Genomic DNA, 26,950 nt, shown 5'->3' on the forward strand with positions numbered 1-26,950 from the left:
ACCTTCCCCAAGTGGATGAGGAATGTACGGGAGATAAACGAATAAGGACGTGTTACTTCGTTGGAGCTATTCTCGGTTGCTGACTATTCTGTTGAATCCCTTGCATAAAATTCCGATCAATCTGCCCAATCGAAATTTGTTCACGGGCAATTTGTACATTGGTCGCATTACGGTCAATGCCAAACGGCTGTAACATAATATACAAACCTTCAGTTGGATTAGACGACTGCAAACCAGCGGCGATGTTCAAAACATGTTCACGTAACAAAGGAGGCACAGAATTTAGATCTGCGGTGACCGCAGGGGGCAAAATATCGATGTTTTGAGTGATGGTCGGATCGACCACAAAAGACTGTGCATCATCCTGTAACTGAACGATACGGTGCTGCAAGGCTTTACGAATATTTTCATCCTGTTGATAAGGAATCACACCCGTTTCAGCACGTAGCTCTGATTCCGCCATGGTTTTAAAAGTCGGTAGACTCACGATCTCACCATTGGCTTGCAGCAAAGTCGGCATAAAAAGAAGAACACAACAAAAAACTGGAAGAGAATTTAAAAATTTCATAAAACAATCCCAAACAATAAGAGATATAAAAGACATGCTCAAACTGAGCGTCTTCACCCTATTGTATATTTTTCGATCTTTGTGTTGCGTAGTTGTCAGATAAGCGGTCAAGCCCAGAAGATTCAACTGATTGAATCCATAGCGAAACCGCTTTTTTTAATGGGCCTGCTTTAAATTTTATAACTCATCCCCATCATTTCCTTAATTGCTCTTTTTACTATTTTGAGAAATCCCATGCGTGTAGATATTTGGTCAGATGTTGTTTGTCCTTTTTGTTATATTGGCAAAAAACGTTTAGAAGCGGCGGCTGAACAAGCTGGTGTTGAATTGGAAGTGCACTGGCACAGTTTTGAACTGGATCCAGATGCACCAGTACGCCAAGAAATTTCGAACTCAGAACGTCTCGCACTAAAATATGGTCGCACAGTCGCTGAAGTTGAAGAGATGCAACGTAATATTGCCAAAATGGCTGCGGAAGAAGGCATTGAATTTAACTGGGAAAATGCCAACTCAGGCAACAGTTTCAATGCACACCGTATTATCCACCTTGCTCAAAGCCATGGTTTAGGCAATGAAGCTGAAGAAGCCTTTTTCTTTAGCTATATGACGCAAGGCTTACCGATTGGTGAACGTGAAACCATTGAAGATGTGGCCTCTCGTATTGGTTTAAACCCAGTTGAAGTAGATGATGTGCTGGATTCTGACGAATACGCAGATTTCGTGAAGTTTGACCAAGAAGTGGCACGTGAACAACTGAAAGTAACAGGCGTGCCTTTCTTTGTTTTCGATCAACGTGTGGCTTTAGCGGGTGCGCAGCCGCGTGAAGTATTCTTACAAGTCCTTGAAAAAGCACAAATGCCAGCAGAAGAAAATAATGCGGCACAGTGTTCCGATGAGTCTTGTGAAACACCAAAACAATCATAAGGATACTGGATTCAGAGCTTAACTGAGCCCTATCCATAGATAAGAAAATCCCCGATCTGCGGGGATTTTTTTATAGGTTATAAAAAATGGACTTGTGTTTAATCGACCAAGAAACTAATTTTAAGATTGACCCGATATTCTACAATTTGGTTGTCCTTAATCACCACTTTTTGTTCATTGCTCCAAGCACCTTGAACATTCTTCACCGTCTCGGTGACTTTTGCGATGCCTGTCTGAATCGCATCTTCAAAACTTTTCGCACTGCTTGAATTGACTTCTACCACTTTTGCAATGGCCATCTGTTTGTCCTCAGCTATTATTGTTTTTTCCTGTTCATCTTAGGTGAATTTTCAATCAAAAATAGATGACTTAAACATTCCTCAGCAAAAACTTACACAGTGTGCACAATCAAAAGACTTTAAACATAATGAATATTTAACCAATTAGTCATGTAACTCCACGTCCTTTTTCAGGTCTCATTTCAGACAAAAAAGTCCTACTTTCAAGCTTCATTTTAAACTTGAAAATCTAAATTTTCACTTTAAATTTAAACAGCTTAGCACTGGAGTAAAAACTCTATATCAAACTAGAGTATTTATTCTAATTTATTGTTTTTTAACAATAAATGAACTCACCATTCATCTTTTAATGGCCTAAACCAGCGCTTGAATCGATCATTTTTTGATATTATTCATGCGAAATTTATCTTTTTAAAACTCCCAGTCTCCTTAGTGAGACCTCCTTTTTAGAGGAAATATCATGAACGCTGTTAAATATGCTTTGGCTGTCGCTGTAATGGCTCTTTCTGCAACTGTTTCTGCACAAGTTGTTTTTGTTCCAGATTTTCCTGTAAAAAAACCAGCAGACACTCAAACGGCAACGGCTGATGCTCCTGCGGCTGCACCACATCAAGAAGCGTAATTTGCGCTGACTTGGTCAAAAATAGGCAATATTGATTGCCTATTTTTTTGCCCAAAATTGCAAAGAACTGACAAAAAATTTCAGCTATGAACCCTCTAGGGCAAAAATATTTAATTCAATCTGTGCTGAAATCGAAATTATCTACATTTTTCACCACCCTTTTCTCGTATCAAGAGCAGAATAATTTTTGCCTATTTATTCTTTTCTAATTATGATCAAACAAGAAGACTGAACTCCAAAACCAATAAATTAAATGCACTCAATAGCACATGCCTATGCAAAATTTACAAGCCCTTATCCAAGGTCGTATTACACCCCAAGCCATTGACCTTGATCAATTGATTGCTTGCGCACAGCAGTATACGCAGCCGACTTCAGCCGAATATAAATTACTTGAACTGGCCATCAATATGGTTTTGGCAAGCTACTTGGAACAAGCACAAAAACAACTTTAGAGTTCAGCGCATGAAAGCAATCGAAAAAGCACTGCTGATCAAAGAACTGCATCAATTGATTGATGGTTTGGAACATCAACCTCTGTCTTTTTTTGAAATTGCGCGCTCGAAAAAACGCATCCGTGAAATTTTTGCACTCTGTGATGAACCCATTTTTCAAAAACAACTCGAAGCGTATAAGGCGCTGACTCAGCCTCAAGCTGCAGCTGAACGCTGGATACAACAAAGTCCCTACCAGCATGCCTATATTGGACTATTTCAATATGAGTCTGCTTTAACCGATGCCTTAAAACAGCAGGCGGCTTTCGCATGGGGTGTTTTATATAAATCAGGTTTAGGTTGGCAAATTGCTTTTCAAAGCACCCCACCTACACTGTATAGCAGCCCATGGCACTTAAAGTTTGAACACGCTTACCAATGGTTTTTGAGCCATGTACAAAGCGCTCAACAGCCCGAGAACGTACCTTTTATTACAACACCAGAAATATCCGAAGAAGTTGCAGAAGTTGCAGAAGTTGCAGAAGTTGCAGAAGTTGCAGAAGTTGCAGAAGTTGCAGAAGTTGCAGAAGTTGCAGAAGTTGCAGAAGTTGCAGAAGTTGCAGAAGTTGCAGAAGTTGCAGAAAATCAGTTTATCATCCCTGTTGCAACAATATTGGATGAAAAAACTGCCATCGGGCAGGCACAGAACAATGTGGTTAGCAATGCTTTTGTTCTCACGGGTATTGAGCTTTTAAACATTGCTATAGGTGATGATACATTGGCTAAACAGCCCCAAGATTCTGAGTCATTGCTCACCGAAGTCAGCCCAGATTCTGGTCTAGTTTTATCTAAGGTTGAAGCAGAGCTTCAAGTCGAAACTGAAATACAACCTACATTTGACAGCAGCCCAAATGCAACTCAAATTGAAGAAACGGAACTCAGCTCTTTTAAACAAAGCACTGTAGAAGAAGTGATCTCTATTAATGCTATTGAGCCAAGTATCAAACGAGATAAGGAACCTAAAAATCAGGTCGATATTGTACAAACAGATTTAGATCTTCAACCCGAAGTGTTACTAAAAAATTATTCGATTCTCAGCAATCTGCCTCTTTTAAGTGATGAGCTATATCCGCCTCAGGAAGAGTCTATAATCGATGCCGTTGCACCCATTCGATTTGACCTTAAGCCAAGTGCATCTATTTCAACGCTTGCCATTCAGGACTTTATCCAAAGGCGATCGATCTTGGCTGAACCACCAGATACAGACATTTCATCTGAATCTCAACAGCAAAATCCACTTGAAAGCGAAGTGACAGCACCAAACCCTGTTATGCAGGATAACCATACAGACAACTCAGAAACAATGGCACTTGCTGCGCCGCAACCTATACTGCTCACACAGATTAATCTAGGGCAATATCAAGCGCAATTACACACGCTGCATCAACCAAACTTAGACCCTAAGCTGTATGGCCTCGACATTTCAGGGCACATTGAGATCAATCAAAATATCGAGTTTCTGATCCACAGCGACCAACTCGATCACTGCTTGGACTATCCCATCTATTTGGCAGAACAGACTAATCAGCACGGCGGATTTATTAAGTATCTGGCCCTATTCGGTGCTGAGAGTCCTACGGAAGCCATTCGGCTGAGCCAACAATTTGCCCAGAGTGGTCAGCATCAACTCGCAGCCCTCCGCGAAATTGAATGGAACCAGCTACAGGATCACATGCAGGATCTGTTTTCGATTTTTCAGTTGTATACCCAACAAGCCAAACTGGTATGGCATATTGAGGACTATCACCCCTTTATTCTGGCCGATCTACTCAATAGCCGTAAATTCATCCAGTTTGAAGAAAGCTCCGCAGACGTAAATACCCCCATTTTAGTGTTAAAAGAGCGACAAAAAATTCGAGTGATTCATGGCCAAAAGCGGGTTGAACTCTCACGTACTGAGATCGCCTATCCATGCTTGGTCTTAGACCGACAGCACGGCGTCAGCTGGCAGCTGATTCAAAATACCATTTCTACTTTGCCTGAACCTATTACTGTGTTTCAATTATTTGATTCTATTCAAAAACAACTGAGTAGCGAGTTGTAGAGTTTTGTATTTTCTACTTGTGTTCTTATGTGAAATTTACAACACTAAAACATCGAAGAACAATAAAGTACGAAAGCATGCTAAGAACTCAACATGTGGGATCTATCTCTTTATTTTTCTGCCTAAGTTTAGGTGCATACGTCAACGTGGCTTGGGCGGAAAGCAATACCAACAGCACACAACATTTTGTGCCACCTCACGACGTGGCTGAAATTGACAAAATCGCATCTCCCCCCAAAGGTAATGGACTTTTATACCAAATTCCGCAGTGGATCGACTCACTTCCAACCGTTCTACCTGAAGAATCGAACGAGCTGATTGTGCCCACGACAGACCTCACTGAAGAACGCACGTGGGTCGACCGCCAGCAAAAAGAAGTTCGAAACTGGGCAGATCGAACCGCCATGAAAATGGACAACTGGTTTGGTGAAACCGATCCTAAAAAACCGGCCACAGCCACCTTACGGGTCTTGGTCGATAACCGTTGGAATAAACATGATGAATACGATGTAAAACCGCGGATTCGGGGCCGGGTTAAGCTTCCAACCTTAGAACATAAACTCAGCGTGGTGTTTGGTGATGACTCTTTAGATAACGAGCTGCAAAACAATGTTGCAATTAGCAATGAAAATCCACCCAGTGTGAATAACGATAAATCATTTGACCGTCGTCAAACCCGTGATGCCAATAGCTCACTGGCCTTAAGATGGTCACAACTGTCAGATCGCCTGCCATTTGAAACAGATTTCGACTTGGGGGTACGTTCAGGGGATGATATCTATGCACGTATCGAGTTATCGAAAGAATGGAAACTCGACAATGATTTCCGCGCTTATGCTGAACAGATTTATCGTTATGGTATCGACAGTGAAAATTATTTACGTACCAACCTAGAGCTGACTCATGCACGACCCAATCAACCATTTTTATCCAATCAGTTCAGTCTGACCTATGCAGACGATCAGGATGATGATCTGCTCTGGGATAACTATAGTTTTAGACAACACCAATTCTTTCATGGCAATCGTTTTAACTACGGCATTTATACCGGCGGTTTCTACAACAACGACGACCTGCGTTTGAACCGTTGGGGACCTTTTGTCTCGTGGCGTCAACCGTTCTTAAGGGAGTGGTTTTATATCCAAGGTGACTTAAATTATTTTAACGATCACCGTGAAGACCGCAGCCATTACGTCAGTGCTTTGGTGCGTTTTGAAGCTTTATTTTAATAGCATGGTGGATATTTAAGCTGAACTGTGGATAAGTTCTAACTTATCCACGAATATCCACATCAGCTTCTTTTCCGCCAATTTAATCGATGCGTTCAACAGATATTAAGGTGCTTGATCCAACTCATTGACATAAAAAAAAGCCTATCTTAACGATAGGCTTTCTTTAAACATATAATGGTTTATTGAAGCAATAAGCTGTTAATCCGTTTGATATATTCGGCAGGATCATCAGGTAAGCCGCCTTCAGCAATCACCGCTTGGTCAAAAATTACATTAGCCAAGTCATCAAACTGTGCCGAATTTTCTAATTTTCTCACCAATGGATGCTCTGGGTTAATTTCCAAAATTGGCTTGCTTTCAGGTACGGCCTGACCCGCTTGTTGCAGCATACGAATCAGTTGTGGAGAAAGCTCTCCCTCACCTGTCACCAAGCATGCAGGTGAATCCACCAAACGTGTGGTCACACGTACTTCTTTGGTCTTGGCTTTCAATGAGTCAGACAGTTTTTCAACCACAGGTTTAAACTGCTCTGCGGCTGCTTCAAGTGCTTTCTTCTCTTCGGCATCTTGTAAATCACCTAAGTCGACTGCACCTTTGGCCACGTTTTGCATTGGTGTGCCATCAAACTCATGTACAAATTCCATTGCCCATTCATCGACACGGTCTGCCATGAGTAAGACTTCAATTCCTTTTTTCTTAAACAGCTCAAGTTGTGGCGAGTTCTTCGCAGCATTGAGACTGTCTGCAGTCACATAGTAAATCGCTTTTTGCCCCTCAGGCATACGCGCTTTATAGTCCTGCAAAGAAGTGCTCACCGCATCATTGTTTGAAGTTGAGAAGCGTAAAAGTTTTAAAATACGCTCACGGTTACCAAAGTCTTCGCCCAAACCTTCTTTCAATACTGAACCAAATTCACGGTAGAAGGTTGTGAACTTCTCTTGATCTTTTTCATCTTCCGATTTAGCTAAAGCATCCAGCATGGTCAATACACGGCGTGCATTCCCTTCACGAATAGTTTTCACATCACGGCTTTCTTGTAACAACTCACGACTAACGTTCAGTGGCAAATCGGCACTATCGACCACCCCTTGGACAAAGCGTAAATAGTTTGGAATCAAGTTATCCGCATCATCCATAATGAAAACACGTTTTACATAGAGCTTAATCCCTGCTTTGGCTTCACGGGTAAAGATATTCGCAGCAGCTTTACTCGGTACATACAACAACTGCGTATATTCGGTACTACCTTCAACGCGGTTATGCGCCCATGCCAGTGGGGCTTCAAAGTCATGGCTGAGATTCTTATAGAACTCGATGTACTGCTCTTCAGTCACTTCATTTTTATTACGTGTCCACAGCGCGCTGGCTGAGTTAATCGCTTCCCACTCACCCGTTTTCACATACTGACCCGGTTTTGGCTCTTCACCTTCAACCGCTTCTTCTTGCTGCCAAACCTCTTTTTGCATCTCAATCGGCAGGCTAATGTGATCCGAGTATTTATTAATAATTTGCTTCACTTTATGCGATTGTAAATAGTCCAACGCATCTTCACGTAAATGTAAAATAATATCGGTACCACGGCTGTCTTTGTGGATCTGCTCGACTTCGAACTCACCCGTGCCCGCACTGACCCAACGTACCGCCTGATCAGCATCCACACCTGCACGGCGTGATTCTACGGTAATTTTGTCAGCCACAATAAAGCCTGAGTAAAAACCGACACCAAACTGACCAATCAGTTGTGCATCTGATTTCTGGTCACCTGTGAGCTTAGACATAAAGTCCTTGGTTCCAGACTTAGCAATCGTCCCTAAGTGATCAATCGCTTCTTGTTCAGTTAAACCAATCCCATTATCTGAAATAGTCAGTGTTTGATTGGCTTCATCAAAGCTGACGCGCACATGTAAGTCTGGGTCATTTTCATAATATTCAGGATGATTAATGCCTTCAAAACGCAGTTTATCGCAGGCATCGGATGCATTTGAGATCAATTCACGTAGGAAAATGTCAGGATTCGAATACAGTGAATGCGTCACTAAATGTAATAGCTGAGCCACTTCAGCTTGGAAACTATGTTTATGTGCGTTTTGCTCGCTCATCAATCGCTCCTTAATGTATTAAGTCTTATAGAGAATGCTTAATGAATTGGAGTGAGCGATACGTTTTTCAATAGCAATCGCAAGTTTTTTTGCTTTTTTTTAAAATGGGCCCTGACGGTAAATACGATCTAAATGTAGTTCTAACTGCTGCTGGCGCATTTTATACACATCCATAAGGCAACTTTGTGAAGCACCACAACGGTCACGAAGACTCAACCACTTCACTTGCTCATCCTGAATCATGCCACGCGTCCCCATCGGAACAAGGCGTTTTAAAATGGTATAAGTGGTGGCCATTTTCACATCGGCGTCATTGATTTGGCGATACTCACAAATCGCATGTTCTGTAGTCGTTTTTGCTTTATCACAATTAAAACTGGCCGCTTGAGCATGCATGCTCCACGCCAAACCACAGACTAAACCGATCCCGAGCATAGATTTCATTTTTATAACTCTCTTATTCTGTTTCTATCCATTCTATAGATGATTTTCTTTTAATACTGAATCATCGTGATTTATTTCAACGTTGACCACTATTCAACTTTAGTCTTTGCATAAAAAAACCCCATCATCGATGAGGTTCTTAAAAAGCTACTTTTGATTATTAAAATTTGTAGCTATAACCGAGGGTATAAATCACTGGATCGATATCTAATTTGAAGTTTTCAACCACAGTTTCAACTTTTGGGTTTAAGTCCGCATAACGAACATCAACAAACACACCCCAGTTTTTTGCATCAGCAGGTTGGTAATTAAAACCAAGTTGAGCAGCATAGCCGTAGTCATCTTTGACTTTAACTTTAGTTCCTGAGAGTACACCTGAAGTTTCTTCATCCCAAGCAATAAATGCTGTTGCACCGACACCAATATAAGGCGTGAAACCTGTTGAATTTTTAAAGTTGTATTTTGCAGTCACTGTTGGCGGCAAATGCTTCAGTTTTACAGCATTGCTACCATTTACTGTCACGTCATGGCTAATTGGTGTCGCCAATAGCAGCTCTGCAGAAATATTGTCATTAAAGAAATATTCAACCGATGGCGTAAACGCGAGTTCGCTATCTGCTTCAACCGTTAATGTACCATTCGCAATTTTCGTGTCCTGCGTTGGCGCAATTGCAGATCCACCGACTTTGACTTGCCATTGACCTGCCATTGCAGCAGATGCAGAAAGACCCATTAATGTAATTAGAGCAATTTGCTTCAACATTTCAAACAACCTCTGTTCGTAAAATAATTAATATAAAAATTAACATTAATTCATCATAAACAAGAGTGTAATTAATATGCAATTATAATAATAATGTATTTTAAATACCATTTTTAAGTTATTGTTTTAAATTAATTTAAATATTAAATATACCATTTTAGTTGGTTTTAAATTAATAACAAAAAATCAAAATAAATATATTTTAATTCCAACCTTTTTAATCCGAATTAATATTATAAACCCGATTGTTTTAATCTGAATAAATAATAAAAAAGGCGATTTAAAATCGCCTTTTTATAATAATTTGGGGGGTTAAATTACAACACCATGGCAGCAATCCAACCGAAAATCATGAGCGGAATATTAAAGTGAATAAAGGTCGGGATCACACTGTCTTTCATGTGATCATGCTGACCATCCATATTCAAACCCGAAGTCGGTCCCAAAGTGGAGTCAGAAGCTGGAGAACCCGCATCACCGAGTGCCGCAGCCGTACCAATAATCGCAATGGTTGCCGCTGGACTGAAACCAAACTGGATACACAAAGGCACATAAATAATTGCTAAAATTGGAATGGTAGAGAACGAAGAACCAATGCCTAAAGTAATCAGTAAGCCAATCAATAGCATCCAAAATGCAGCGAGTCCTTGGCTAGAACCAATCCACTGCACTGATGCTTCTACCAATGCTGGCACTTGATTGGTCGCAGAAATAACAGATGCAAAACCTTGTGCTGCAATCATAATGAAACCAACTAATGCCATCATTCGCATACCGCTAATAATCACATCATCTGCTTCTTTCCATTTAAAAATGCCTGCACAGCTCAAAATCGCAACACCAACCAAACCAGCTAAAATCATGGAATCTGATGCAATTTGTACCCAAAGCGTAGCAACTACCGCAATGAGAGCCATAGATAACGTAAACTTTGAAATTTCGGGCTTAGACTTCTCACCCGTGATATCAAGTTCAGAAGAAATACTTTGCTGCACTGGTTCCACATGTACTTCTTCGTATACACGTTTCTTACGGTAACTAAAGAATACAGCAACCAATAAACCAATAAACATGCCAAAAACAGGAATGGCCATTGCTGAAGGGATATCGGCATAATTGATTTTAAAGCCGTAGGGTTGCCCGAAAGTATTAATATTTTGACCTAAGATGTCATTCAGGAAAATCGCACCAAATCCAAATGGTACCAGCATATAAGTGGCAACCAAGCCAAATGTTAGAACACAAGCAATTAGTCGACGATCTAACTGAAGATGGTTAAACACACTTAATAAAGGAGGAATCAGGACTGGAATAAACGCAATATGCACAGGAATGACGTTTTGTGAACAAATGGCTGCTAACGCGACGGTTATAAAAATCAGATATTTAACCCGATTTTGTGCCTTTTCATTGCTCGAACCTTTCAATGTTTTAATAAGCTTATAGGCCAACAAGTCAGGTAAACCTGAGCGTGCCAAAGCCAAAGCAAATGCACCTAAAACCCCGTAAGCCAACGCAATTTTTGCGCCGCCCCCAAGCCCATTATTAAATGCTTCGAGGGTACCGTGTAGCCCTAAACCAGCCAATAAACCACCTGTGACAGCACCAATAATTAATGCAAATACTACAGGCACACGAGCTAATGAAAGTCCAAACATGACCCCAATAGCGGCAAGAATTGCGAACATAGTGAAAAGAGTGACTTGGAAGAAAGGCGCATTTTATCAGAAAATAACCAAAAAATTCTGCCCTTACAGGTCGCTAGCGCCTTTCTCTTTCACAGATCATTTCAGCTGGCTTCAACACAACGCCGGTTTTGAACAAACTTTCTGATTTCTTTAGCAATTATCTCAGGCTGGCTCAAGATTGCCCAGTGGTTGGCATTTACATTCACCCGTTGAAAATCCTCGACCCACTTCGGCATTTCATCGATCAAAGCGGGACTAACAAACTGATCTTGCTCCAACACAATCGCTTGTACGGGACAAATTGCAAAACGTTCCCGAGGTTTCGTCAGGCGTGGGATAAAGTTCGCGCGGTAGAGCGCAACCCCGTGTTTACCATCGGCAGCAATGTGATGATTCAACGGTAAGTCTGAACGTCCTTCTAAACGCGATAAAACTTTGCCCCAATGCTCAGGACTAAAAAACTGCCATACGGTTGGTGCTAAAAAAGGCAACTGAAAGACCGCAATGTACCAAGACTTCGTTAACTGCTTAAAAAATTGAGGCTTATGCTGTACGAACTGTTCACGCATCCAAAATGCGGCATGGTCTAAACATGGGCCTGAAATGGTGGTAAATGACAGCATACGCTCTCTAAATTTTGGCTCAGTCGCGGACTCCCATGACTGAATCGAACCCCAGTCATGCGCAACCAGATGAAAGTTACGCTGTGGGATCACACTATTCACCACACTTTCCAAATCTAGCGATAGCTGAGGCAAGGCATAGGCCCGTGTACGACGCGGCACACTCGACATCCCTGCACCGCGAACATCATAGGTCACAATATAATAATCTTGCACCAGATGCCCAATCACAGGCTCCCAGACCTCTTGATTATCTGGATAGCCATGCACCAAGACCAGCACAGGATTGTTCGCATTGCCCCATGTTTTCACATAAAGTCTTTGCTGATCTGTAGTTTGCACCCAGTAACTTTGCTGCTCCATATTCAGCTCCTTATTGTTATTGACTGTTTTTTATACTTTACTGGCAAAACGATCAATGCCAATTGATTTGATCTTCTCTAGTATGGATAGAAGTTCATCAGATACCATTGACCGAAATGAGCATTTTAAAAAAAATTGTGACACAGCCGATTGTCGCGAAATATATTTTTAATCATTTTGCCCCCTTTAAAGGTGCAGGGATTCAAATTGAAAAATTTGACCTTAAACACTACCATATTCGCGTCAAAATGCCCCTCACTCGACAAAACCGAAATATTGTCGGCGTACATTTTGGCGGGAGCTTATATGCGATGGTCGACCCTTTTTATATGACCCTACTGATGCACCACTTAGGCAACAAGTATATTGTCTGGGACAAAGCCGCCTCCATCCAATTTCTCAGCCCAGGGCGCAGTACAGTCTATGCAGACTTTCACCTCGATGCCCAAGAAATCGCGACCGTGAAACAACTGGCCGACAACTATGCCCCCGTACATCGTATTTATACCTTAAATATTTATGATGAAGCTGGCATTCGAATTGCAGAAGTGGAAAAGACTTTATATATCCGTCGTAAAAAACCTAAGCCGGCACAGCTATAAAAAAAGCACTTCCATGAAGTGCTTTTTTTGGAAATTTGAACTTAAAACATTATTTACGTTCTTCAATAGCAGCGCCTGCGCCACCGCCGATGGCACCACCAATGGCAGCGCCGGTATTACCACCAAACACGCTTTTACCCACTGCTGAACCAATCGCACCGCCAACACCACTGTAGGTTGCATTACGGTTTGATCCACCTTGGGCTTTACTGCCCACAGCCGCACCAGCACCACCACCAACGGCTGCACCTACACCGCCACCGAGGCTATTCCCCGCAGCACCACCTACTGCACCGCCTAAAGCCGCTGTCCCAATACGTTGCTCAGAAGCGCTCATATTTTCACAACCTGCCAACAGCATCGTCGAAAGAGATGCCACTGCAATAATGCTCATATATTTTTTCATGAGATTTGTCCTTATTGGCTATTTCTTACAGCATAAAAGATCAGTATGAACTTAAAACCCGTGAAATGTTACGGTTACAGCTGCTATTGCTGAAAATTTGTAAGCAAGAAGCCCTCCTTAGAGGGCCTCATACCGCATTCAATTCAAGCTTATTCAGGCTCTTTCACCACAACCACATCTTTGGTGGTGGTGCCATTTTCTTGGAGCACCGCACGCGTCACACTTTCTTGACTGTTCGGGTCTTTCACTTGATCCAGTTTCAGCTCCTTACGTACGGGTTCCTGCCCTTTCTTAAACTCAACCCCTTGTGCGTCAACTTGCTTACCTTCTGCAAGGACTACACCACCTTGACTCAAGGTCGATTTCACTTCAACTTTGGATGTCGGGACAATTACACTACCCTTTTGCACCATTGGTGCAGACATTTTTTTATCTGAAAATTGGCTGGCATTTTCTTCGAGAACCACTTCACGCGCCACGATATCTTTACCACCATTTTTCACTTCAAAAATAGTCGCTTCGGTCGTTCGCACAGGCTCTTGACCCGCGACACTGCGAATAATCTGTGTTTTGACAATCGGTACAACCGCCTTATCCTCCACGGTGATGGTATTTGGCATCGGTGCTGCCATCGTTTGGCTCACAAATGCGAAGATGCTTAAGCCCAATAGTTTTGATGTCAATTTCATGTGTAACCACCTCTATTTTTTAATCGTTAATGAAGTAAGGAGATTTGTGTACTTATATTTTTACTATAGGAAAAATGTGAAATTTATAAAAGCTTAAAACCGCTTCTGTAACAAAAGGACAAAAAAAAGCCACCCGAAGGTGGCTTTTTCATGCATTTAAAGGGCTAATTACAGACCGTTAAACTCATCGCTAAATGCTTGGCTTAATGCTTGATCCACATCAGAGAAGTCATTTACAAGCTCATGCTCTGCAGCTTCAGCTTCTTGACGACGACGCTCTAAATGATACGCAAGACCAGTACCTGCAGGAATTAAACGACCTACAACTACGTTCTCTTTCAAGCCACGTAAATCATCTTCTTTACCTGTTACAGCCGCTTCAGTCAACACACGTGTTGTTTCCTGGAACGATGCAGCAGAGATGAACGAGTCAGTAGAAAGCGACGCTTTGGTAATACCCATCAATTGACGTTCAAACTTCGCAGGGAACTTGTTTTGCGCAAGAACAGCTTGGTTCTCTTGCATCACGCGGATGTAATCCACTTGTTCGCCTTTAATGAAGCTTGTATCACCGCCATCAGTGATATCAACTTTACGCAACATTTGACGTACGATCACTTCAATGTGCTTGTCGTTGATTTTTACACCTTGCAGACGGTATACGTCTTGAACTTCGTTCACGATGTAGTTGGTCAGCGCAACTTCGCCTTTCAAGCGTAAGATGTCATGTGGGTTCTGTGGACCGTCAGAAACAGTCTCACCACGGTTCACATGTTCACCTTCGAACACGTTCATGGTACGCCATTTTGGAATCAGTTCTTCGTAAATCTCAGAACCATCATCTGGAGTAATCACTAAACGGTTCTTACCTTTAGTCTCTTTACCAAAGCTTACAACACCTGAAATTTCAGCAAGAATTGCATGCTCTTTCGGTTTACGCGCTTCGAACAAGTCAGCTACACGCGGTAGACCACCGGTAATGTCACGCGTACGTGAAGTTTCTTGAGGTACACGACCAATAACGTCACCCACACCAATTGTTTCGCCATCACGGACAGAAAGAATCGTGTTTTGTGGTAGGAAGTAGAACTGCTCACCACCATCCGTCGTATCAAGAACAACCGCAGGACGTAAATCTTTACCAGACGCAGGACGTGCAGTCACAGGTAAGATTTCAATCGTCGTCATACCTGTTGCATCATCAGTTTTCGAGGTAACAGTGACGCCATCAGCGATTTGGCTGAAACGTACTTTACCTGCAACTTCTGTTACAAGTGGGTGGGTGTGCGGATCCCAAGTCGCCACGATACCGCCAGCTTCTACAGCTTCGCCATCTTTCAACAAGATAGACGCACCATATGGCAGTTTATAACGCTCACGCTCACGACCTAAATCATCCGCAATACCGATTTCGCCAGAACGAGAAGTCGATACCAAGTGACCTTTGGCATGTTGTACTGTTTTCACATTGTGGAAACGTACAGTACCTTTGTTACGTACTTGTACGCTGTTTGCAGCAGAAGTTCGGCTTGCAGCACCACCTACGTGGAAGGTACGCATTGTTAACTGTGTACCTGGCTCACCAATCGATTGTGCAGCCATAACACCCACAGACTCACCAGGGTTCACCTGATGACCACGTGCAAGGTCACGACCATAACATTTCGCACATACACCGAATGTAGATTCACACGCAACCACTGAACGTACTTTAACTTCATCGACACCTTGCTCTTCTAGGAAGTTTGCAAGTTTCTCATCAATCAAAGTGTTACGAGGCAGGATAACGTCGTCAGAACCTGCTTTCTTCACATCTTCAGCAACAACACGGCCAAGTACTCGAGTACCTAAGTTCTCGATCACGTCACCGCCTTGAATGAACGGAGTCATTACAAGACCGCCCAAAGTACCACAGTCAGGCTCAGTAATTACCAAGTCTTGCGCTACGTCTACAAGACGACGTGTCAAGTAACCAGAGTTTGCTGTTTTCAGTGCTGTATCGGCCAAACCTTTACGTGCACCGTGTGTTGAAATGAAGTACTGAAGTACTGTCAAACCTTCACGGAAGTTCGCTTTAATTGGGGTTTCAATGATCGAACCATCTGGTTTCGCCATCAAACCACGCATACCCGCTAACTGACGAATCTGAGCTGCCGAACCACGGGCACCTGAGTCAGACATCATATAGATCGAGTTGAATGATTTTTGCTTCTCATCTTCACCCTGTTTGTTTTTAACAGTGGTAAAAGACAAGTTGTCCATCATCGCTTTCGCTACTTGGTCATTGGTACGTGCCCAAATATCGACAACTTTGTTGTAACGTTCGCCAGCAGTTACGAAACCTTGTTCGAACTGTTGCTCAATTTCACGAACTTCAACTTCTGCTTTTTCAATAATTGAGTACTTCGCAGGTGGAATCACCATGTCTTCCATACCTACCGATACGCCTGAACGTGTCGCTTGACGGAAACCTAAGTACATCAATTGGTCAGCAAAGATCACGGTATCTTTAAGACCTAATTTACGGTAGCAAGAGTTAATCAATTTAGAGATGTTTTTCTTGGTCATCTCAACGTTGATTTGTTGGAAATCCATACCTTCTGGCACAACTTCCCAAAGTAAGCAGCGACCTGGTGTTGTATCCACAACAATGGTTTGCTGTTCACGGTTACCATTTTCATCAATCACAGTCTGGTGTACACGTGCTTTTACGCGAGCGTGTAAATTTACCTGACCTGTTGCAAGTGCACGGTTAACTTCGTGAGTATCTGCAAACACCATGCCTTCACCTTTGGCATTGATCGCATCACGAGTGATGTAATACAAGCCTAAGACAACGTCCTGAGACGGTACGATGATTGGCTCACCGTTCGCTGGAGACAAGATGTTGTTGGTCGACATCATTAACGCACGCGCTTCTAACTGCGCTTCAAGTGTTAATGGTACGTGTACCGCCATTTGGTCACCGTCGAAGTCGGCGTTAAACGCAGCACAAACGAGTGGGTGAAGACGGATCGCTTTACCTTCAATCAGGATCGGTTCAAATGCTTGAAGACCCAAACGGTGAAGTGTAGGCGCACGGTTCAACATCACAGGGTGTTGACGAATCACGTGAGCAAGAACGTCCCAAACTTCTGGAGTTTCGCGCTCAACCATTTTCTTCGCAGCTTTAATGGTTGTTGCTTGACCAGATGCTTGTAGCTTCGCGAAAATGAATGGCTTGAATAATTCAAGTGCCATCTTCTTCGGAAGACCACATTGGTGCAGGCGTAAAGTAGGACCTACAGTAATTACCGAACGACCCGAATAGTCAACACGCTTACCAAGTAAGTTTTGACGGAAACGACCTTGTTTACCTTTGATCATATCAGCCAAAGATTTAAGAGGACGCTTGTTCGAACCCGTGATTGCACGACCACGACGACCGTTGTCTAACAATGCATCTACAGACTCTTGTAACATACGTTTTTCATTACGTACAATAATGTCTGGCGCTGCAAGGTCAAGAAGACGCTTCAAACGGTTGTTACGGTTGATCACACGACGGTAAAGGTCGTTCAAATCAGAAGTCGCGAAACGACCACCTTCAAGTGGTACTAACGGACGAAGATCTGGTGGAAGTACTGGAAGTACATTCATCACCATCCATTCTGGCTTGTTGTTTGACTCTTTAAACGCTTCCATCAACTTCAAACGCTTAGACGCTTTTTTAAGCTTAGTCTCAGACGTTGTGTTTGGAATTTCTTCACGTAAACGTGAAATTTCGTTTTCAAGATCGATGTCTTTTAACAAGTCTTGAACAGCTTCTGCACCCATTTTCGCAGTGAATTCATCACCGTGTTCTTCTAAAGCGTTGAAGTATTCTTCATCGTTTAAAAGTTGGTATTTCTCAAATGGAGTCATACCTGGGTCAGTTACTACGTAAGATTCGAAATACAATACACGTTCGATATCACGTAAAGTCATGTCTAATAATAGACCAATACGGCTCGGAAGTGATTTTAAGAACCAAATATGTGCAACTGGAGAAGCCAGCTCGATGTGACCCATACGCTCACGACGAACTTTCGCAGTTGTTACTTCAACGCCACATTTTTCACAAATGACGCCTTTGTATTTCATACGCTTGTATTTACCACACAAGCATTCGTAATCTTTGACTGGACCAAAAATTTTGGCACAGAATAAACCATCACGTTCTGGTTTGAACGTACGATAGTTAATGGTTTCAGGCTTTTTAACTTCACCATGAGACCATGACTTAATCATTTCTGGTGACGCAAGACCAATACGGATGCGATCAAACTCAACTGGAGCATGACCGTCTGAATCCGTCTTTTTGCGCATGATATCGAGCAAGTCTTTCAATTTTTTTCTCCGTGTGTTGTGGAGACTTTCACTACACAACTGGGTCACAAATATTGTTTTTTAACTGAGAAATCTCCCCGCTTCCCTTTCGAGGAAGCCTCTCTTTGAACAAGAGAGGTTGGGGAGATTCAATGGAGAAACTTAGTCACCATTTTTCAGTTCAATGTTGATACCTAAAGAACGGATCTCTTTGGTCAATACGTTGAACGATTCAGGCATACCTGGGTCCATATAATGGTTACCATCTACAATGTTCTTATAGATACGGGTACGACCTTCAACGTCATCCGACTTAACAGTAAGCATTTCTTGAAGCGTGTAAGCTGCGCCATATGCTTCAAGCGCCCAGACTTCCATCTCACCGAAACGCTGACCACCGAATTGTGCTTTACCACCAAGCGGCTGTTGAGTTACTAATGAGTATGAACCAGTAGAACGCGCGTGCATCTTGTCATCTACCAAGTGGTTCAGTTTCAACATGTACATGTAACCTACAGTTACAGGACGGTCAAACTGTTCACCTGTACGACCATCATACAATACTGTTTGACCAGTACGTGAAATGTTCGCAAGCTCTAACAAGTCTTTAATTTGTGATTCTTCAGCACCATCGAATACTGGCGTTGCAAGTGGAACACCCGCACGCAAGTTACCTGAAAGCACCAAAATTTCATCATCAGTTAAGCTATCAAGATCTTCTTGCTCGCCACCAACTTTGTTATAAATCTTGTCTAAGAATCCACGAAGCTCAAGTACAGTACGTTGCGCTTTTAACATCTTGTCGATTTCTTCGCCAAGACCTTTCGCTGCCATACCTAAGTGAGTCTCTAGAATCTGACCCACGTTCATACGTGACGGTACACCCAGTGGGTTCAATACGATGTCGACTGGAACACCATTAGCATCGTGCGGCATGTCTTCAACAGGTAAGATGTTAGAAACAACACCCTTGTTACCGTGACGACCCGCCATCTTATCACCCGGTTGGATGCGACGTTTAACAGCCAAGTAAACCTTAACAACTTTCAATACACCTGTTGTTAATTCATCACCTGTAGAAAGTTTGCGTTTTTTCTCTGCAAACTTCTCATCAATTTCAAAGCTCTTCTCTTTCAAGAACACTTGAATTTGAGTTAAACGCTCTGCAATAGCTTCATCAGTCGGTTGGATTTCAAGTAAATCAACCAATTCTAAACCAGACAATACGTCTGCAGAAAGCTTATCGCCACGCTTGGTTGTACCACCACCGTTAGACTCTTGACCTGTCAACAAACGAACAATACGTTCACGTGCTGCTTCTTCGAAGATTTTGTATTCTTCTTTCAAGTCTTTACGGTATGAATCTAGCTGAGCTTTTTCAATTGCTTGCGCACGTTCGTCTTTTTCAAGACCGTCACGTGTAAACACTTGAACGTCAATCACTGTACCTTTGGTACCTGATGGAACACGTAAAGATGAGTCTTTTACGTCAGCTGCTTTTTCACCGAAGATTGCACGAAGCAATTTTTCTTCTGGTGTTAACTGCGTTTCACCTTTAGGCGTTACTTTACCTACAAGGATATCACCAGCAGTCACTTCAGCACCGATATATACGATACCTGATTCATCAAGCTTAGACAGTGCAGCTTCACCCACATTCGGGATATCCGCTGTGATCTCTTCCGCACCCAATTTCGTATCACGTGCAACACATGATAATTCTTGAATGTGAATCGAGGTTAAACGGTCTTCTTGAAGTACGCGCTCTGAAAGTAAGATCGAGTCTTCATAGTTGTAACCATTCCACGTCATGAATGCAACGCGCATGTTTTGACCGAGTGCAAGCTCACCGCCATCTGTTGATGGACCGTCAGCCAATACATCACCACGACCGACTTTATCACCAAGTTTCACAAGAACTTTTTGGTTAATACAAGTGTTTTGGTTCGAACGTGTATATTTGATCAGGTTATAGATATCTACACCTGCCTCGCCTGCAACCATTTCATCTTCGTTGACACGAATCACGACACGTGAAGCATCGACGAACTCGATACGACCACCACGACCCGCAATCACACACACACCAGAGTCATGCGCTACATTTGCTTCCATACCTGTACCTACAAGCGGTTTGTCAGCAATCAATGTAGGCACAGCTTGACGCTGCATGTTTGAACCCATCAATGCACGGTTGGCGTCATCGTGTTCAAGGAATGGAATCAGTGATGCAGCAACAGAAACAACCTGCTGTGCAGAAACGTCCATATGCGTCACTTTTTCAGGCGGCATACGTACGAAATCACCTTGGTGACGTACAGAAACAAATTCTTCTGTTAAGTTACCGTCTTTATCTACGCCAGAATCGGCCTGTGCAATCACAGTACCTACTTCTTCAATTGCAGATAAATACTCAACTTCATCCGTTACACGACCATCAACCACTTTACGGTATGGTGTTTCTAAGAAACCGAAATTGTTACATTTCGCATAAACAGAAAGCGAGTTGATCAAACCAATGTTTGGACCTTCCGGCGTTTCAATTGGACATACACGACCGTAGTGAGTTTGGTGTACGTCACGTACCTCAAAGCCCGCACGTTCACGTGTCAAACCACCGGGACCAAGCGCCGACACACGACGTTTGTGCGTAATCTCAGACAATGGGTTGTTTTGGTCCATGAACTGAGATAACTGGCTTGAACCAAAGAATTCTTTGATTGCAGCAGCCACTGGTTTCGCATTGATCAAATCTTGCGGAGACAAGTTATCTGTTTCAGCTTGGCTTAAACGTTCTTTAACAGCACGTTCTACACGAACTAGACCAACACGGAATTGGTTTTCAGTCATTTCACCTACTGAACGCACGCGACGGTTACCCAAGTGGTCGATATCATCGACTTCACCTTTACCGTTACGGATTTCAACCAATGTTTTGAGTACATCAGTGATATCTTCGTTCGACAAAATGCCTTCAACTTCACGAGACTTCTGATCGGTACCCACTTCGTAAGGACGACCCAAACGACGGTTGAACTTCATACGACCCACTGGAGAGAGGTCATAACGCTCTGAAGAGAAGAACAAGTTATTGAATAAGTTTTCAGCCGCTTCTTTCGTTGGTGGCTCACCTGGACGCATTACTTTGTAGATTTCTACCAATGCTTCTTCACGGCCTGTCGTGGTGTCGGCACGTAAAGTATCTGCAACGAATGAACCACGGTCGATGTCATTGGTGAATAGAATGTTAAATTGTTTAACACCACCTTCAGCCAATTTCACCATCACTTCATGGCTGAGTAAGGTATTTGCTGCAATCACATCACCATCTTTAAGAGGGATGTCTTCTGCAGTAATACGCTCGTATAAGTACTCATCAGGCACAGAAAGCTTTTCTAGGCCAGCAGCTTCCATTTGACGCACATGACGCGCGTTGATACGCTTGCCTTGCTCAACAATGGTTTTGCCATCATTATCTACGATGTCAAATTGTGCCATTTCGCCACGCAAGCGTTCTGGAACAAGGTCAATCTGGTAGCTACCCATGTCTAGGTATACAGGCACTTTTTCATAGAACAAGTCTAAGATTTGCGCATTGTTATAACCCAAAGCACGAAGAACCACAGTCGCAAGTAATTTACGACGACGGTCAATACGCACAAATACAAGGTCTTTTGCGTCAAATTCAAAGTCTAACCATGACCCACGGTAAGGAATAATACGCGCAGAATAAAGCACTTTACCACTAGAGTGAGTTTTGCCTTTATCGTGGTCAAAGAATACGCCCGGTGAACGGTGTAATTGAGATACGATTACACGCTCAGTACCATTAATAACGAATGTACCGTTATCGGTCATGAGTGGCATTTCACCCATGTACACTTCTTGCTCGCGCACGTCTTTAATTGATTTAGTTTCGCGATCTTTTAAGATCAAACGAATTTTTACGCGCATTGGTGCTGCATAAGTTGAGCCACGAAGAATACATTCGCGTACATCAAACTCAGGCTTACCAAGACTATACTCAACAAATTCTAAAGCAGCATTGCCAGAATAACTTTCTATAGGAAAAACTGAACGAAACGCGGCTTGCAGACCGATATCTTCGCGGTTTTTTGGTGATTTGCCATCTTGTAAAAATGTTCTGTACGAGTCGACTTGAATCGCGAGCAAGTACGGAGCATCCATAACACTAGGCAATTTACCAAAATTCTTACGGATCCGTTTCTTTTCGGTATATGAGTATGCCATCTGGAGTCCTCGGAAAGTAAACCGAGCCCGCCTGCAGAACGGGCTCAGAAGGAATTACGCAGGCCGATATGGCCACCACTTTTTACAAATGCTGCAATTTTCAGTGGTATTGAAACGCTTACCAATATTTTTAAATTTGAAAAATATTGGTAAGCGTTTGATTCTTTTCTTTATTTTAATTTGATGGATTTTCCACCAAGCAAACAAAAATCGAGCCGATTATTGTAACGCAAAAAGGCTGATGACCCAAGAGCCATCAGCCAATTTTTGGGGTGAAATTAATATTCCCCCCCTGGTAACATTACTTAATAGTAATAGTAGCACCAGTTTCTTCAAGTTTTTTCTTAAGTTCTTCAGCTTCTTCTTTAGAAACTGCTTCTTTAAGAACTGAAGGAGCGCCTTCAACCATGTCTTTAGCTTCTTTCAAGCCAAGACCAGTGATTTCACGAACTGCTTTAATCACAGCTACTTTGTTCGCACCGAAAGAAGTCAACTCAACGTTGAATTCTGATTGCTCTTCAGCAGCAGCAGCAGCAGGACCTGCAGCTACAGCTACAGCAGCAGCAGATACGTTGAATTTTTCTTCGAAAGCAGAAATAAGTTCAACAAGTTCAAGAACAGTTTTTTCAGCAACTGCGTTTAAGATTTCTTCGTTTGTTAAAGCCATGAGAGTAACTCCAAATGGGTATTGAATGATGTGTGTTTAAGTTTGAGCTTATGCAGCTTCTGACTCGTTTTTCTCTTGAAGCGCTGTAAGTAAGCGACCCAATTTCGAAATAGGAGCTTGAAGGACGTTTGCAAGCATAGTAAGCGCTTTCTCTTGGTTTGGAAGATTCGCGATAACGCTAACTTCTGCGCCTTGATAAAGTTTGCCTTCAAATGCAGCAGCTTTAAGTTCAAATGCTTTGTTAGTTTTCGCAAATTCTTCGAATAAGCGTGCCGCAGCACCCATATCATCTGCAGAAGTTGAGAAAGCTAAAATTGTTGGGCCAACAAGGTTGTCGTTCAAGATATTGAATGGAGTATCTTGAAGAGCGCGTTTAGCCAAAGTATTACGTACAACACGTGTAGCAACACCTAACTTACGAGCTTCAACACGAAGAGCAGTTAATTGCTCAACAGTTAAACCTTGGTAGTCAGCAACAACAGCAGCAAACGCAGTAGAAGCAACTTCAGTTACTTCAGCAACGATCTGTTTTTTGCCTTCGATAAGAAGAGCCATTGTAAAACCTCCTAACGGTGATTTATGTACTTACGCGAAGTACACTCCCAATTCGCAAGTTCATCACTGAACTTACACGCGGAGGATGAACAAATCACACCACCGCGTCTACTCAGGCTGGGAAATTAAGAAAGTAATCGAAATTACTCTCGCCTGAGGTCTTTGACGCTGATAAATCTACATTTACCAATTCAAAGTTTGCCTAAGTTTGCAAGTAGTCCGAAACCGGTTTCTCTTGCGTAATATTTGAAGCAGTGCTTCAAATATTACTCAGGGCTTTAAAATTCTGTCTAAGTTAAACTTAGTTAGAAACGTTGTTTACATCAACAACAAGACCTGGACCCATAGTTGAGCTCAAAGTGATCTTTTTGATGTATACACCTTTAGATGTCGCAGGCTTTAACTTTTTCAAGTCTGCAATCAAAGTTTCAACGTTTTGACGAACAGCTTCAGCAGAGAAATCTACTTGACCGATCGCAGCGTGGATAATACCCGCTTTGTCTACACGGTAACGTGCTTGACCAGCTTTTGCATTTTTAACTGCACCAGCTACGTCAGGAGTTACAGTACCCACTTTAGGGTTTGGCATTAAGCCACGTGGACCAAGAATCGTACCCAACTTACCCACAACGCGCATTGCATCAGGAGCAGCAATCACTACATCAAAGTCAAGGTTACCCGCTTGGATGCTTTCAGCAAGGTCATCAAAACCAACCACGTCCGCGCCTTCAGCTTTAGCAGCTTCAGCAGCAGCGCCTTGAGCAAACACAGCTACACGTACAGTTTTACCAGTACCTGCAGGAAGTGTAGTCGCGCCACGAACAACTTGGTCAGATTTACGAGGGTCAACACCTAGGTTTACCGCAACATCCAAAGATTCTTTGAATTTCGCAGCAGGAAGACCAGCAAGAACAGCTACGGCTTCTTCTAAAGTGTAAACTTTGTTTGCTTCAATAGCAGCAGCAATGGCTTTTTGACGTTTAGTTAACTTTGCCATGTCTTATAGCTCCACTTCCAAGCCCATAGAACGTGCAGAACCAGCGATGGTACGAACACGTGCGTCTAAATCAGCACCAGTTAAATCTGGTTCTTTAGTAGTCGCGATTTCTTCCAATTGAGCACGAGTCAACTTACCAACTTTAGTTTTGTTAGGTACAGCAGAACCCTTTTGGATACCAGCAGCTTTCTTAAGAAGAATAGATGCAGGAGGAGTTTTCATGATGAATGTGAACGACTTGTCGTTGTACACAGTGATCACGACTGGAATTGGTAAACCAACTTCAAGTTTTTGTGTCGCAGCATTGAATTCTTTACAGAATGCCATGATGTTAACACCACGTTGACCCAATGCAGGACCAATCGGTGGAGATGGATTCGCTTTACCAGCTGGAACTTGCAGCTTGATATAGCCGTCAATCTTCTTAGCCATTTCAAATTACCTCTGGGTACAAACGCCGATGAAGGCTCCCCAATTTCTAAGTAACGATACCGTTACAACAACAATGCCTGACTTATCAATAAGCCAGGCGTTTTTCAACCACATCCAATTAAACTGATTTTTCGACTTGGCGAAATTCCAGCTCAACCTGAGTTGGTCGATTAAATACATTAATGGTCAACGTTAAACGTGACTTTTCGTATAGAACTTCTTCCACCACACCTTTAAAGTCTGTGAATGGACCGTCAATTACGAGTAATTCTTCGCCTGGTTCAAACATCGTCTTCGGACGTGGTGCTTCACCAGTATTGCGTACACGAGCAAGAATCGCATCTGCTTCACGTTGGGTAATTGGCGCCGGTTTCTCAGCCGTACCACCAATAAAACCTAAAACTTTTGGACATTCTTTAACAATGTGCCAAGTTTCATCATTCATTTCCATTTCGACCAATACATAGCCTGGAAAGAACTTACGCTCAGATTTACGTTTCTTACCATCCTTCATTTCTACCACTTCTTCGGTAGGAACAAGGACTTCACCAAAGCTATCGGCTACAGCGCTACGCTGGATTCGATCATTAAGTGAACGCATCACTTGTTTTTCATAACCTGAATAGGCATGAATAATGTACCAACGTTTCATAGCTCTCTTACCCGATAATAAACTTCATTAACCAGCCCAAAATGTAGTCAAAACACCATAATAAAATGGATGCAACAACTACAACCGCAAGCACCTGCCAAGATGTGGTCATGGTCTCTTGCTTCGTTGGCCAAGTCACTCGACGCAGCTCAATTCGTGAGTCTTTCAACAAACGAGCAAAGCCTTTGCCTTGATGGGTGGCGTATAATAAACCGAATGCCACGATGATACAAGCCAAAATTACCCCAACGCGCACCCAGATATCGTTGGCTGGTGCCCAATACGCTGGTAGGTGTTGATTCACCATGGTCGCACCAATTAATAAAATCAATGCGATAATCCATAAGACGACGTCTAGGGGAGAACCAGATTTAACTACTTCAGCAGAATTATTTCTTTGAGGGATTGCCGCGTCGCTTTGTGCGTCGCGTAATTTTTCATTCGACATTTTTGTACTCGTCGTAGGTTTCGCGACTTATTATATGACCAGTTTTGCCGACATCAAGCGTCTTTTATAAAAAAGTTGGCAGGCCAGGAGGGACTCGAACCCCCAACATTCGGTTTTGGAGACCGACGCTCTACCAATTGAACTACTGACCTGCAAAACAAATTGGAGCCGAAACCCCAATTTGTAATTTTATTTTATAATTATGCAGTTACTTTAGCAACTACACCAGCACCAACTGTACGGCCACCTTCACGGATCGCAAAACGTAGACCTGGGTCCATTGCGATTGGGTGGATTAATTCTACTGACATTTCTACGTTGTCACCAGGCATAACCATTTCAACGCCATCTTGCAATTTGATCGCGCCAGTTACGTCAGTTGTACGGAAGTAGAACTGTGGACGGTAACCGTTAAGGAATGGAGTGTGACGACCACCTTCTTCTTTAGAAAGTACGTATACTTCTGCATCGAATTTAGTGTGCGGCTTGATTGCACCTGGTTTAGCAAGTACTTGACCACGTTGTACGTCTTCACGCTTAGTACCACGTAGAAGAACACCACAGTTCTCGCCCGCACGGCCTTCGTCTAGAAGTTTACGGAACATTTCTACGCCAGTTACAGTTGTTTTAACTGTATCTTTGATACCAACGATTTCAACTTCTTCGCCTACTTTCACAATACCAGTTTCTACACGGCCAGTTACTACTGTACCACGACCAGAAATAGAGAATACGTCTTCG

At 42.7% G+C, this 26,950-nt stretch carries 24 protein-coding genes and 1 tRNA gene; 6 read left to right on the top strand and 19 right to left on the bottom strand.

The window, feature by feature from the left end:
- Positions 1-52: 52 nt before the first annotated feature.
- Positions 53-568: a hypothetical protein gene (locus KVY11_RS09905; protein WP_005400963.1), complete on the bottom strand. Its 516-nt coding sequence runs from the start codon at positions 566-568 to the stop codon at positions 53-55.
- A 234-nt stretch (positions 569-802) separates the two neighbouring features.
- Between KVY11_RS09905 and KVY11_RS09910 the strand changes: the two genes are divergently transcribed.
- Complete coding sequence (locus KVY11_RS09910; RefSeq protein ID WP_062035216.1) at positions 803-1,492, top strand: DsbA family protein; 690 nt, start codon at positions 803-805, stop codon at positions 1,490-1,492.
- Between the two features lie 98 nt (positions 1,493-1,590).
- On the opposite strand, the gene KVY11_RS09915 is transcribed toward KVY11_RS09910, so the two are convergent.
- A complete protein-coding gene (locus tag KVY11_RS09915; RefSeq protein ID WP_168159378.1) occupies positions 1,591-1,791 on the bottom strand; it encodes a dodecin family protein in 201 nt (66 codons plus the stop codon).
- A gap of 460 nt (positions 1,792-2,251) precedes the next feature.
- Between KVY11_RS09915 and KVY11_RS09920 the strand changes: the two genes are divergently transcribed.
- The 4 genes from KVY11_RS09920 (at position 2,252) to KVY11_RS09935 (ending at position 6,180) form a co-directional block, all read left to right on the top strand.
- Positions 2,252-2,413, top strand: coding sequence for a hypothetical protein (locus tag KVY11_RS09920; RefSeq protein WP_004692748.1), 162 nt, complete (start codon positions 2,252-2,254; stop codon positions 2,411-2,413).
- 275 nt (positions 2,414-2,688) lie between these two features.
- Entirely contained in the window at positions 2,689-2,868 is a 180-nt protein-coding gene (locus KVY11_RS09925; protein ID WP_168159380.1) for a hypothetical protein, read from the top strand.
- Positions 2,869-2,878: 10 nt separating this feature from the next.
- On the top strand, positions 2,879-4,951 hold the full coding sequence (locus KVY11_RS09930) for a hypothetical protein (RefSeq protein WP_218288804.1): 2,073 nt from the start codon (positions 2,879-2,881) through the stop codon (positions 4,949-4,951).
- 77 nt (positions 4,952-5,028) lie between these two features.
- The gene (locus KVY11_RS09935; protein WP_218288805.1) at positions 5,029-6,180 is read left to right on the top strand and encodes a hypothetical protein; all 1,152 of its coding nucleotides are present in this window, start codon (positions 5,029-5,031) and stop codon (positions 6,178-6,180) included.
- 182 nt (positions 6,181-6,362) lie between these two features.
- Here the strand turns inward: KVY11_RS09935 and htpG are convergent, their stop codons facing one another.
- From htpG to KVY11_RS09960, 5 genes are all read right to left on the bottom strand, one after another.
- On the bottom strand, positions 6,363-8,282 hold the full coding sequence (gene htpG, locus KVY11_RS09940) for a molecular chaperone HtpG (RefSeq protein WP_218288806.1): 1,920 nt from the start codon (positions 8,280-8,282) through the stop codon (positions 6,363-6,365).
- 99 nt (positions 8,283-8,381) lie between these two features.
- The gene (locus tag KVY11_RS09945; protein ID WP_218288807.1) at positions 8,382-8,726 is read right to left on the bottom strand and encodes a lysozyme inhibitor LprI family protein; all 345 of its coding nucleotides are present in this window, start codon (positions 8,724-8,726) and stop codon (positions 8,382-8,384) included.
- A gap of 160 nt (positions 8,727-8,886) precedes the next feature.
- Entirely contained in the window at positions 8,887-9,489 is a 603-nt protein-coding gene (locus tag KVY11_RS09950; RefSeq protein ID WP_004978667.1) for an OmpW family protein, read from the bottom strand.
- Between the two features lie 317 nt (positions 9,490-9,806).
- Positions 9,807-11,177, bottom strand: coding sequence for a Na+/H+ antiporter family protein (locus KVY11_RS09955; protein WP_062035230.1), 1,371 nt, complete (start codon positions 11,175-11,177; stop codon positions 9,807-9,809).
- 101 nt (positions 11,178-11,278) lie between these two features.
- Positions 11,279-12,163 carry an alpha/beta fold hydrolase gene (locus KVY11_RS09960; protein WP_218288808.1) on the bottom strand — a complete coding sequence of 295 codons (885 nt, stop codon included), beginning with the start codon at positions 12,161-12,163 and terminating at the stop codon, positions 11,279-11,281.
- Positions 12,164-12,279: 116 nt separating this feature from the next.
- On the opposite strand from KVY11_RS09960, the gene KVY11_RS09965 reads away from it, so the two are divergent.
- A complete protein-coding gene (locus tag KVY11_RS09965; RefSeq protein WP_218288809.1) occupies positions 12,280-12,765 on the top strand; it encodes a DUF4442 domain-containing protein in 486 nt (161 codons plus the stop codon).
- Positions 12,766-12,814: 49 nt separating this feature from the next.
- On the opposite strand, the gene KVY11_RS09970 is transcribed toward KVY11_RS09965, so the two are convergent.
- The 12 genes from KVY11_RS09970 to KVY11_RS10025 form a co-directional block, all read right to left on the bottom strand.
- Positions 12,815-13,171 (bottom strand): DNA transfer protein p32, encoded by a 357-nt coding sequence (locus tag KVY11_RS09970; protein WP_058868762.1) that lies wholly within the window; start codon positions 13,169-13,171, stop codon positions 12,815-12,817.
- 149 nt (positions 13,172-13,320) lie between these two features.
- Positions 13,321-13,860 carry a hypothetical protein gene (locus KVY11_RS09975; protein WP_218288810.1) on the bottom strand — a complete coding sequence of 180 codons (540 nt, stop codon included), beginning with the start codon at positions 13,858-13,860 and terminating at the stop codon, positions 13,321-13,323.
- Positions 13,861-14,028: 168 nt separating this feature from the next.
- Positions 14,029-18,228, bottom strand: a complete 4,200-nt coding sequence (rpoC, locus tag KVY11_RS09980) for a DNA-directed RNA polymerase subunit beta' (RefSeq protein WP_010325734.1) — start codon at positions 18,226-18,228, stop codon at positions 14,029-14,031.
- Positions 18,229-18,369: 141 nt separating this feature from the next.
- Positions 18,370-22,458 carry a DNA-directed RNA polymerase subunit beta gene (gene rpoB, locus KVY11_RS09985; RefSeq protein WP_010325733.1) on the bottom strand — a complete coding sequence of 1,363 codons (4,089 nt, stop codon included), beginning with the start codon at positions 22,456-22,458 and terminating at the stop codon, positions 18,370-18,372.
- Between the two features lie 301 nt (positions 22,459-22,759).
- On the bottom strand, positions 22,760-23,125 hold the full coding sequence (gene rplL, locus KVY11_RS09990) for a 50S ribosomal protein L7/L12 (RefSeq protein ID WP_004692767.1): 366 nt from the start codon (positions 23,123-23,125) through the stop codon (positions 22,760-22,762).
- A 48-nt stretch (positions 23,126-23,173) separates the two neighbouring features.
- Positions 23,174-23,680, bottom strand: coding sequence for a 50S ribosomal protein L10 (rplJ, locus tag KVY11_RS09995; protein WP_010325732.1), 507 nt, complete (start codon positions 23,678-23,680; stop codon positions 23,174-23,176).
- Positions 23,681-23,981: 301 nt separating this feature from the next.
- A complete protein-coding gene (rplA, locus tag KVY11_RS10000) occupies positions 23,982-24,677 on the bottom strand; it encodes a 50S ribosomal protein L1 (protein ID WP_010325731.1) in 696 nt (231 codons plus the stop codon).
- A 3-nt stretch (positions 24,678-24,680) separates the two neighbouring features.
- On the bottom strand, positions 24,681-25,109 hold the full coding sequence (gene rplK, locus KVY11_RS10005; protein WP_004668262.1) for a 50S ribosomal protein L11: 429 nt from the start codon (positions 25,107-25,109) through the stop codon (positions 24,681-24,683).
- 118 nt (positions 25,110-25,227) lie between these two features.
- Entirely contained in the window at positions 25,228-25,761 is a 534-nt protein-coding gene (gene nusG / locus KVY11_RS10010) for a transcription termination/antitermination protein NusG (RefSeq protein ID WP_004692772.1), read from the bottom strand.
- Positions 25,762-25,768: 7 nt separating this feature from the next.
- A complete protein-coding gene (gene secE, locus KVY11_RS10015; RefSeq protein ID WP_004692774.1) occupies positions 25,769-26,209 on the bottom strand; it encodes a preprotein translocase subunit SecE in 441 nt (146 codons plus the stop codon).
- Positions 26,210-26,285: 76 nt separating this feature from the next.
- Positions 26,286-26,361 (bottom strand) — tRNA-Trp (locus tag KVY11_RS10020).
- A 48-nt stretch (positions 26,362-26,409) separates the two neighbouring features.
- A partial coding sequence (locus tag KVY11_RS10025) for an EF-Tu/IF-2/RF-3 family GTPase (RefSeq protein WP_256350732.1) occupies positions 26,410-26,950 on the bottom strand: 541 nt, incomplete at its 5' end.

The sequence above is a fragment of the Acinetobacter sp. CWB-G5 genome (assembly GCF_019209785.1).
GTDB lineage: Bacteria > Pseudomonadota > Gammaproteobacteria > Pseudomonadales > Moraxellaceae > Acinetobacter > Acinetobacter johnsonii.